The sequence below is a fragment of the Alicyclobacillus sendaiensis NBRC 100866 genome, assembly GCF_001552675.1.
Lineage (GTDB): Bacteria > Bacillota > Bacilli > Alicyclobacillales > Alicyclobacillaceae > Alicyclobacillus > Alicyclobacillus sendaiensis.
The window spans coordinates 1-8317 of record NZ_BCRQ01000086.1 but is presented as its reverse complement, the minus strand read 5'-3'; the positions used below and the strand labels follow the sequence as shown (position 1 = coordinate 8317).

Genomic DNA, 8317 nt, shown 5'->3' with positions numbered 1-8317 from the left:
ACGAAGATGCGGCTCGACATAAGAGTAAAAAGAAGGTGAAGAACAAGAATTTAAGTGATAGCAAATGAGCCCTTGCATAGAAAGAGTTCGAAGCGAGCGGGAACTTGACAGCCAGCGGAATCGGTACTGTTCACGTGAAGCCAAGAAAAGCGGAGCGCGGCGACGGGCTCGCCGCGCCTCGGGGTTACTTCTTTTTCGATTTGGACGTGTTCTTGCTCGCCGTCTTGTGAGATGTTTTGTGCGCAGCGGGTTTCTTGGCAACCGTCTTCTTCGGCGCGGTCTTTGTCGACTTTTTGGCCGCTGTCTTGTGCGCCGCACTCGTCTTGGCCTTGTGCACGTGCACGACGGCATGCGCTGGATGCGCGGCCTTCTCTGTGCCTGCAAACGCAACGCTCGGCGCTGCCAACAACGTCAGCGCTGCCACGCTTGCCAGAATCGGCTTTTTCATGGTAACCCCCACCTTGATGGCTAAGTTTGGCCAGGCCGGCCTACCAGCACTATAGGGGAAAGGTCTTAAAATCGGCTCAAACCGCCGCGAGCAGGCATGTCGACCTTGGCTGGGACCGGGGCAGACACCTGGGAAGGAGGAGCACTCCCGCGACGCTCACCTCGATATCGTCCGATCTCGCCATCAGCCAATGTTGATGGCGCGCCCCGCCACCACGGCGACCACCACGAGCGCGAGCACGGATTGCGTCATCATCAGCAGCTTCATGCGACGGGACAATACTGCCGTGTCGGTTGGGCTAAAGGCGGTGTTGGTGTTGAAGGCGAGATACAGGTAGTCGATGAACGTCGGCTGCCATCCCTTCCAGTCAGCCACATCCGCCATCATCTGCGGGAAGAGGAGATCCGGCGGTTCGGGGTTGCCTCGGTGGCGCCGAATGGGTCCGCCGCGATCGATCTCCCAATACCACGCGGCAAACACAAAAATGTTGGTCACCCAAAGGAGCAGTGCGTCTCGAAACAGCGCCACTGCCGAGATGTTTTCGTGAAAGAGCGCGTGGACGAGGTACGTAATGCTCACCACGAGGAACATCGTGAGGACCGAGATGGTGGTGAGTGCGAGCCGCCGTGCCCACACGTCGTGCTCTTGCCAGATGGCTGCGGCGAGAAGCGCCACGAGCAAGGCAAACAATCCCGCGCTCATCCACCACGGCGCAATATGCATGATCATCGAAGCGAACGTGAGCAGGATGCCAATGACGACCAGCGCCCCAAAAAACCAGGCGCGCGGCACGCGCCGCGCATAATGAGCGATCTCGTCGAATTCCTCTTCGATGCGCGATTCAAGGGAGCTCGTGCGCACGGAGTCGTGCGCCTCGTCATGGGAACCGTGCGAATCTCGGTTCACCGTTTCCCTCCTCACCGCTCACGCAGCTCATCCAAGCGAATCGCGCGCTTGTGCACCGTGTGGTACCACGTCCGGTTGCTGCGCGTGAAATAGGCCTGGAGCGTCACAGGTCCCCACGTCCAGAGAAAGAATGGGAGAAGTGGCAGGGCGAAATACGCACGCCAGTTCACCCGCTCGAGCAGCAACGCGAGCGGGACCTCAAGGAACAGGATGAGGTTGACCGCCACCCATAGATTCGTGACCATGAGTGCAGCCGGGTTGGACGCCGCGCCGGTCGGATCCGGTGACAGATAGTGAAGGCCAAGCACAATCATCGCGCCCGCAAACAGCAACATGGACCTCATGGGCTGAAACAGGTAAATGGCCATATCGATTTTGGCGAGGTTCCGCTCGCGCAGCCCCTCGAGGAACATGGGGATCAAATGCTCCCGTGCGCACTGGAAATGGCCCTGCTGCCAGCGCAACCGCTGGCGGAAAGACGCGGCGAAGCTCGTCGGCTTTTCATCATACACGCGCGCGTCGTGCGCCCACACGGGGATGATGCCCCTGCGTACGCAGCGAATGCCGAATTCCAGGTCCTCCGTGAGGCCCGTCGCCTTCCACCCCATCTCCTGCAGCAGCGGATAATCGATGCAAAGGCCTGTGCCGCCGAGCGTGCACGGCAGATGCAGGCGGGCGCGGGCGTATTGCCACAGTCGATTGTCGAACCAGTAGGAGATGGCGAGCGACACGCTGACCCAGGAGTCGAACGGATTCTTGGTATCCAGATATCCCTGGATGACGCGATCGCCGCTGCAAAGGTGGTCGTTCATGATGGCGAGAAAGTCCGGATGAACCAAGTTGTCGGCGTCAAACATCACGATGGCATCGTAGCGCGTGCCCATCTCCTTCAGTCGCGCAAGCATCCACTCGATGGCGTACCCCTTACCCTGTTCCGCGCGGTTTTTGCGGACGTGGACCATCGCGCCGTGCGCCCGCGCGCGCTCCGCGGTGCCGTCGGTGCAGTTGTCTGCAATGACGTGTACGTCGTACAGGTCCGCGGGATATGTCTGGCGCTTCAGGCTTTCCAGGAGCGGGCCGATCACGCACTCCTCGTTGTGCGCCGGGATGATGATGGCAAAGCGCTTCTGCGGCGCGTGCGTGATGGGCCGTCTGCGGTGCCAGATGCCGTATATGGACAGCACAATCTGGTACAGCGCCACAAGGCCTGTCACGAGCTTCAACGCGGCATAGAACGTGTCCCAGAGCAGGTACATGAGTGTCATTCGTCCGACATCCTCGCTTTCCGCCAGCGGCTGCGCGTCTCATTCGCCTCTGGCATGCTGCGACCCCACGTGAACAAGAGCCCCACCATCAGGTAGTACAAGCTCGCAGTGTAATTGTATTCAAACAGGTTCTCGACGAAACTGTGAATCAAAATGGCCAGGATCCCGGTGAGCCCAGCCAGCGCGAACAGGCGCGAGGCGCCGGAAGCTTGCCGCACGCAACGCATCATATCGCGCACGATGGCGGCGTGCATGGCCATGAACAGCACCAACCCGAGCATACCGGTCTCTCCGAGCACCTTGGCGTAGTAATTGTCGGAGAACGCGGAAAAACTATGGGACGTTGCCACATAGCCGCCGTAGTACCCGAGTCCAGATCCGAAGAGCGGATTTCGGGACATCACGTCGAACGCCTGTTGCCAAAGCGCCATGCGCCCGCCTGCAGACGACTTCACGAAGTAGACCGGGTTGAACAGGTCGAGCGCCCGGTGCCGAAGCGACGGCACGCACAGGCCGAGCGCCGCGATGCCCGCCAGCACGGGCAGGAGGCGCCGCTCAAACGCCGCCGACACCAGCACGGCCGCCGCGAAAAGGCCCAGCCAGGAGCCGCGATCGTACGTCATGAAGAGTGCGCCGAGTCCAATGACGGCGCCTGCCAGATACGCGACGCGGCGCCGCTTGTCCCGATCCACGGCGAACAGGCCGAGCATCAGCGGCAGGGTGAGTTCGAGGTTCGCGCCGAACTCCGCCGGCGACTTCATCACCGTGAATACGCGGGTCCGCACGTGTTCACCGACGTCGAGCCACTGGCTTGGGATGGGCACTTTGATGAGAAATTGAAACCAACCGTCTACACCCATCAGCATAGACATGGCGATCACGCCATAGAACAGCTGGAGGGTGTCCTCCGCGTCGAGGGCGAGCGGCACGAGCAGCCCGACAAAGATGTATTCCACGTCCACCGTCCACGCGTTCAGGGCGAAGACGGGGTATTTGAGATCCGCCAACACGAGGCAGAGCGTGTAAAGCACGTACCACCACGCGTACCGCGCCCACGCGGGTTGGGATACCTTCACGCCGTATGCGCGGCGGACAAGCGCCGCCCAAGCCAGCGCGAACACCGCGAGCGCGCCCCACACGTTGGCGAGGGGCGCCAGAAACGTGACGTCCAAGCCCTGGTTGATGATGGCGAACGCGCCAAGCGCATAGACGGCCAGGTAGGCGATGCGCTTGCCCTGCGCCGCACGCGCTTCGAACGACAACAGGACCGAGCCCGGATTGTCTCGCGACATGCCAGCACTCCCAGCACTCCAAATTCGGACATGGCTCGTCCTGCGAACCACACTATACTCATTCTACCCGAAAATCTGCAGGGCGCATACGTTCGGTTTCCGACATTTTGGCAAACGTTTCGACGAAGATCGCCGCATGGCGAGCTCGGCCGCGGGTGAACTTGCGCCGGGCGGCGCAGGTCTGATTTAAATAGCGGTGGAGACTCTGGGACGGAGTGAGATTCGGTGCGAAGGTCGAGAACAAAGCGTACCAAGCGGCGGGAGCGGGCCGTGACCCCGCCTGATCCGACGAAAATGGCGAAGCGGCGCCGCTTCCGCGTTCACGTGCTGTACAGCCTCGTCTTTCTCTCGTTCACCTCGCTCATTCTGCGCTTGGGATACGTGCAGGTGGTGAAGGGCGCATCGTTTCGCGACTCGGAACAGTTGACGCAGTATGCCCGCGTGCCCATCCTGCCGCAGCGCGGTTGGATCTACGACGCGAACGGCCAAGTGTTGGCGTGGGACAAACCCGTGTTGACCATCCAGTTCAACCGCTACACGCAGATATCGGATGCGGAAATGCGTCGCGTCGCGTCCATTCTGGCGCCTGTGCTTCAGACGACCCCTCAGTCCCTCTATCAGGCCATGCAGAGCAATCCGGGGGCACTGCAGGTGACGCTCGCTCGGAACGTGACTGATGCACAGGTGGCGTACGTCGTCGAGCACCAGAGCGAGTTACCGAACGTGCAGGTGGTGCAGGATTACGAACGCCAATATCCGTACGGCGATCTCGCCGGGCAAGTGCTTGGCTACGTTGGGGCCATCACGGCTCAGAATGTGAGCCAATATAAGGGGTACCTGTACAGCCAGCAGGTGGGGGAGACGGGCATTGAGTACGAGTACGAGCACCTCCTGCAGGGAAAGCCGGGCTACGAGCTGGTGACGGTCACGTCGAGCGGGACGGCGGTCGGAAGTGTGGGCGAGATCGCCCCGCAGAACGGGGACAACATTCAGCTCACGCTGGACGGCCACGAGCAGGCGGTGGCGCAGGAGTTGCTGCAGAACATGATCGACTCGTCGCAGACCAACAAGCAGGACATCACGGACGCCGCGGCGGTCATGCTGAACGTCAAGACGGGCGGCGTGATTGCGATGGTGAGTTACCCGTACCTGGATCCGAACTGGTACACGAATGGAACGTATGTCGATCACGTCCACTACCTGGAGACGTCGGGGGCTCAGCTGAACGACGTCATTGGCACGTACAACTATCCGGGCTCGACGGTGAAGCCGGCCAACATGCTGGCGGCGCTCAAGGCGGGCGTGGTGACGCCAAAGACCGAGATCTTGGACGACGGGTACATCTACATTGGGACGCAGCGCAAGAATGAGGATGAGGGCTTTGTGTTTGGCTGGGTGAATCCCATTGAGGCCATCGCCGTGTCGAGCGACGTGTTCTTCTATGAGCTCGGGCTTCACCTGGGGAAGTGGTTCGGATCGAGCACGACGTCTGGGGGGACGTATCCCTCCTCGGATGGGAGCTATCAAAACTACCTGGACACGGACTTTGTGAAGGGCATCAACGCGATGTTCCAGGAGGAGGAGGATTTCGGCCTGGGCACGCTGACGGGGATCGACCTTCCCTTCGAGGAGCACGGCGAGTTCTACATCGAGGACTACCGGAAGGGCAACATTCAGGTGCCATACAACCTGCAGGAGAGCGAAGCGTCTCTCGCAAAAACGGGCAAGTACGTGAACTACGGATCGCCGGCCAGCCTGGCGGACGCGGCGATTGGCCAGTCGCAGATGTTCACGCCGATGGAGCTCGGCGTGTATGCTATGACCCTGGCGGACGAGGGGCTCAGGCTGAAGCCGCACCTGCTTGAGAACGTGTATGCGCCAAACGGCACGCCGAATTCGGGGGCGAAGCCGATTCTCACCTACAAGACGCAGATCTTGGGCCGGGTGAGTGCCGCGCCGTGGCAGTGGGATCTCATCAAGCAGGGTATGTACGGCGTGACGTCGAATCCGGCGGGCACGGCCTATTACGCCTTCTTGGGCGCGCCGTATCAGGCCGCCGGGAAGACGGGGACGGCGCAGATTGTCATCAACGGACACCGGACGGACAACTCGGTGTTTATCTGCTACGCCCCGCTCAATCATCCGCTCGTCGCGGTGGCCGTGATGGCGCCGGGCGGGGGCTATGGCGCGAGTTTCTCGGCTATTCTGGCGCGCAAGATGATCGACGCGTATTTCGACGAGCATCACGAGCCCTGGATGCCGAAGAGCCAGTGGACCAATACGGCCATTCCATCCAACTGGACGCAGTCGCCCGCGTACCTGTTGCCGGAAGAGAGCCATTGATGGCGATGCATCACTGCGCTATCATGAAGTCACTTGTGTGGCCACAGCGAGCGTCCGCTGTGGCCTTTCTCGAGTCTTGAAATCGAGGTGTCTTCATTGACGGAGGAGTTCCGCCGGCGCTCCGGTGGGTGGCGTCGATTCACCCTGTATCTCATCCTGCTCGTCGGACTGGCCGTCGTGGCGTACCTGGGCCGGGAGTCCGAACGGCTTCAGTCGCTGCCCTCGTTGGATCGGCAGATCATCGAATGGGGCATCGCGCTCGCCTGGTTCTTGGTGGGTGCCCTGTTGGTGAATCAACTCCGGCGCACGGTGAACGCTATGGCGTCTCGGCATCCGAGCGCGGACATCCGCGTGCTGAGCGTGTTGAACCGAGCGCTGAGCGCCGTCGGCTACGCGTTCGTCCTGGTGATTGGTCTCAATTTGCTGCAGGTGAAGGTGGGCAGCATCCTCGTCGGCGGCGCGGTGACGGGCGTCATCGTTGGCGTGGGTGCGCAATCCACGCTCGCCAACCTCATCGCCGGTCTGGTGTTGTTTGCTGTGCGGCCCTTTCAACTCGGGGAGTACGTCAGCGTCCGCACGTATCTCTTCGGCGGTGTGGAGTACAGCGGGACCGTGGTGGACGTGAACTGGTATCACACGATTCTTGAGGAGGGCGGCGTGCGCCGCGTGTTGCCGAACGCCTCGGTGGTCAGTTCGGCCATTACGGTGGGCGCCCGAGAAGGGAACAAGTTGTGCACGGTGCCGCTTCCCTACGCCGTTTCGTTTCGGGACTTTGAGGCGAAGATGTCCGAAATGACGGGTGACCGCGCGGTGCTCGCCATCAAGGAGTTTTCGGCCGACACGTACACCGTTCAGGTCGAAATTCCTGCCGATCTCGACCTCGAGGTCGTTCGAGAGGCCATCGCGGTGTTTCGGGCGCAGGGGTGAACGCGCGTCGTGCGCGCTTGATCCGTTTCGGTATACTAGAATTGAAGTGCAGAGGATGCGCCAGAAAGGGGAGTTTTCGTGGCAGGGTTGAGCGCCATTCCCAAGACGATGAAAGCGGCGTACCTCGTCGGCACGCGGCAAGTGGAGGTCCGCGAGGTCCCGGTGCCCAATCCCTCCTCGGACGAGGTGTTGATCCGTGTGGAGGCGGTCGGGGTGTGCGGCTCGGACGTCCACTACTATGAACACGGCCGGATCGGGCGGTACGTCGTGGAAGGCCCCCTGATTCTCGGCCACGAGGCGAGCGGCGTCGTCGTGGCCGTCGGCGCGGGCGTCAAGCACCTGCGCCCAGGCCAGCGCGTGGCGATTGAGCCCGGGGTGACGTGCGGGCGCTGCGACGCCTGCAAATCGGGGCGTTACAACCTGTGTCCGCACGTCCGCTTCCTGGCGACGCCGCCCGTCGACGGCGCGTTTGCCCAGTACATCGCGCACCGCGCGGACTTTGTCCACCCCATCCCGGACGACATGTCGTACGAACAGGCGGCCATGGTTGAGCCGTTCTCCGTGGCGCTCCACGCCATCCGCCGATCCGGCATGCGCCCCGGGGATCGCGTCGCCATCGCGGGGATGGGGCCCGTGGGGCTCTTCACGGTGGCGGCCGCGCGGCGGCTCGGCGCGGGCGACGTGGTGGTGAGCGATACCGTCGAAAAGCGGCTTCAACTCGCGCTTCAGCTCGGGGCCACGGAGGCGGTGCACGCGAAGCGCGGGGCCATCGCGGACGCCGTTCACGAGCGATTTCCCGAGGGCGTCGATGTGGCCATCGAGACGGCGGGCCATCCAGACGCGGTGGCGTCCTTGTTGCCGGCCCTGCGCCGCGGCGGGCGCCTCGTGATTGTCGGGCTGTCCCAGGCGCCGCTTCGCGAACTCGATTTGACGCAGATTGCGGACGGCGAGATCGAGATCGCCGGGGTCTTTCGATATGCCAACACGTATCCGGCAGGGATTCAGCTCATGCGGGAACTCGACGTCTGGGATCTCATCACCGACACCTTTCCGCTCGCCCAGACCGCCGACGCGCTCGAGCGCGCGCGGACGAACAAGACCGAGAGCGTCAAGGTCGTGGTGTACCCACAGGCATG

General features: G+C 62.1%; 7 protein-coding genes. 3 read left to right on the top strand and 4 right to left on the bottom strand.

What is annotated here, in order from left to right; all coding sequences use genetic code 11:
- Positions 1-184: 184 nt before the first annotated feature.
- From AS26_RS12770 to AS26_RS12755, 4 genes are all read right to left on the bottom strand, one after another.
- Positions 185-448, bottom strand: a complete 264-nt coding sequence (locus AS26_RS12770; protein WP_062310299.1) for a hypothetical protein — start codon at positions 446-448, stop codon at positions 185-187.
- 183 nt (positions 449-631) lie between these two features.
- Positions 632-1354, bottom strand: a complete 723-nt coding sequence (locus AS26_RS12765; RefSeq protein WP_062310288.1) for a DUF1345 domain-containing protein — start codon at positions 1352-1354, stop codon at positions 632-634.
- Positions 1355-1365: 11 nt separating this feature from the next.
- Complete coding sequence (locus tag AS26_RS12760) at positions 1366-2619, bottom strand: glycosyltransferase family 2 protein (RefSeq protein ID WP_062310285.1); 1254 nt, start codon at positions 2617-2619, stop codon at positions 1366-1368.
- Positions 2616-3911, bottom strand: coding sequence for an O-antigen ligase family protein (locus tag AS26_RS12755; RefSeq protein ID WP_062310282.1), 1296 nt, complete (start codon positions 3909-3911; stop codon positions 2616-2618). The genes AS26_RS12760 and AS26_RS12755 overlap by 4 nt, the downstream gene beginning before the upstream one ends.
- Positions 3912-4136: 225 nt before the next feature.
- On the opposite strand from AS26_RS12755, the gene AS26_RS12750 reads away from it, so the two are divergent.
- The 3 genes from AS26_RS12750 to AS26_RS12740 all read left to right on the top strand — a co-directional run.
- Positions 4137-6254, top strand: a complete 2118-nt coding sequence (locus tag AS26_RS12750; protein ID WP_062310279.1) for a peptidoglycan D,D-transpeptidase FtsI family protein — start codon at positions 4137-4139, stop codon at positions 6252-6254.
- 96 nt (positions 6255-6350) lie between these two features.
- A complete protein-coding gene (locus tag AS26_RS12745) occupies positions 6351-7181 on the top strand; it encodes a mechanosensitive ion channel family protein (RefSeq protein ID WP_245629772.1) in 831 nt (276 codons plus the stop codon).
- Between the two features lie 108 nt (positions 7182-7289).
- On the top strand, positions 7290-8317 hold a 1028-nt coding region (locus AS26_RS12740; RefSeq protein ID WP_062310303.1), incomplete at its 3' end, for an NAD(P)-dependent alcohol dehydrogenase.

What these genes read in the sequence shown, in the direction of transcription:
- AS26_RS12770 (WP_062310299.1), bottom strand. Translation starts at nt 448, where the DNA reads ATGAAAAAGCCGATTCTGGCAAGCGTGGCAGCGCTGACGTTGTTGGCA.
- AS26_RS12760 (WP_062310285.1), bottom strand. Translation starts at nt 2,619, where the DNA reads ATGACACTCATGTACCTGCTCTGGGACACGTTCTATGCCGCGTTGAAG.
- AS26_RS12755 (WP_062310282.1), bottom strand. Translation starts at nt 3,911, where the DNA reads ATGTCGCGAGACAATCCGGGCTCGGTCCTGTTGTCGTTCGAAGCGCGT.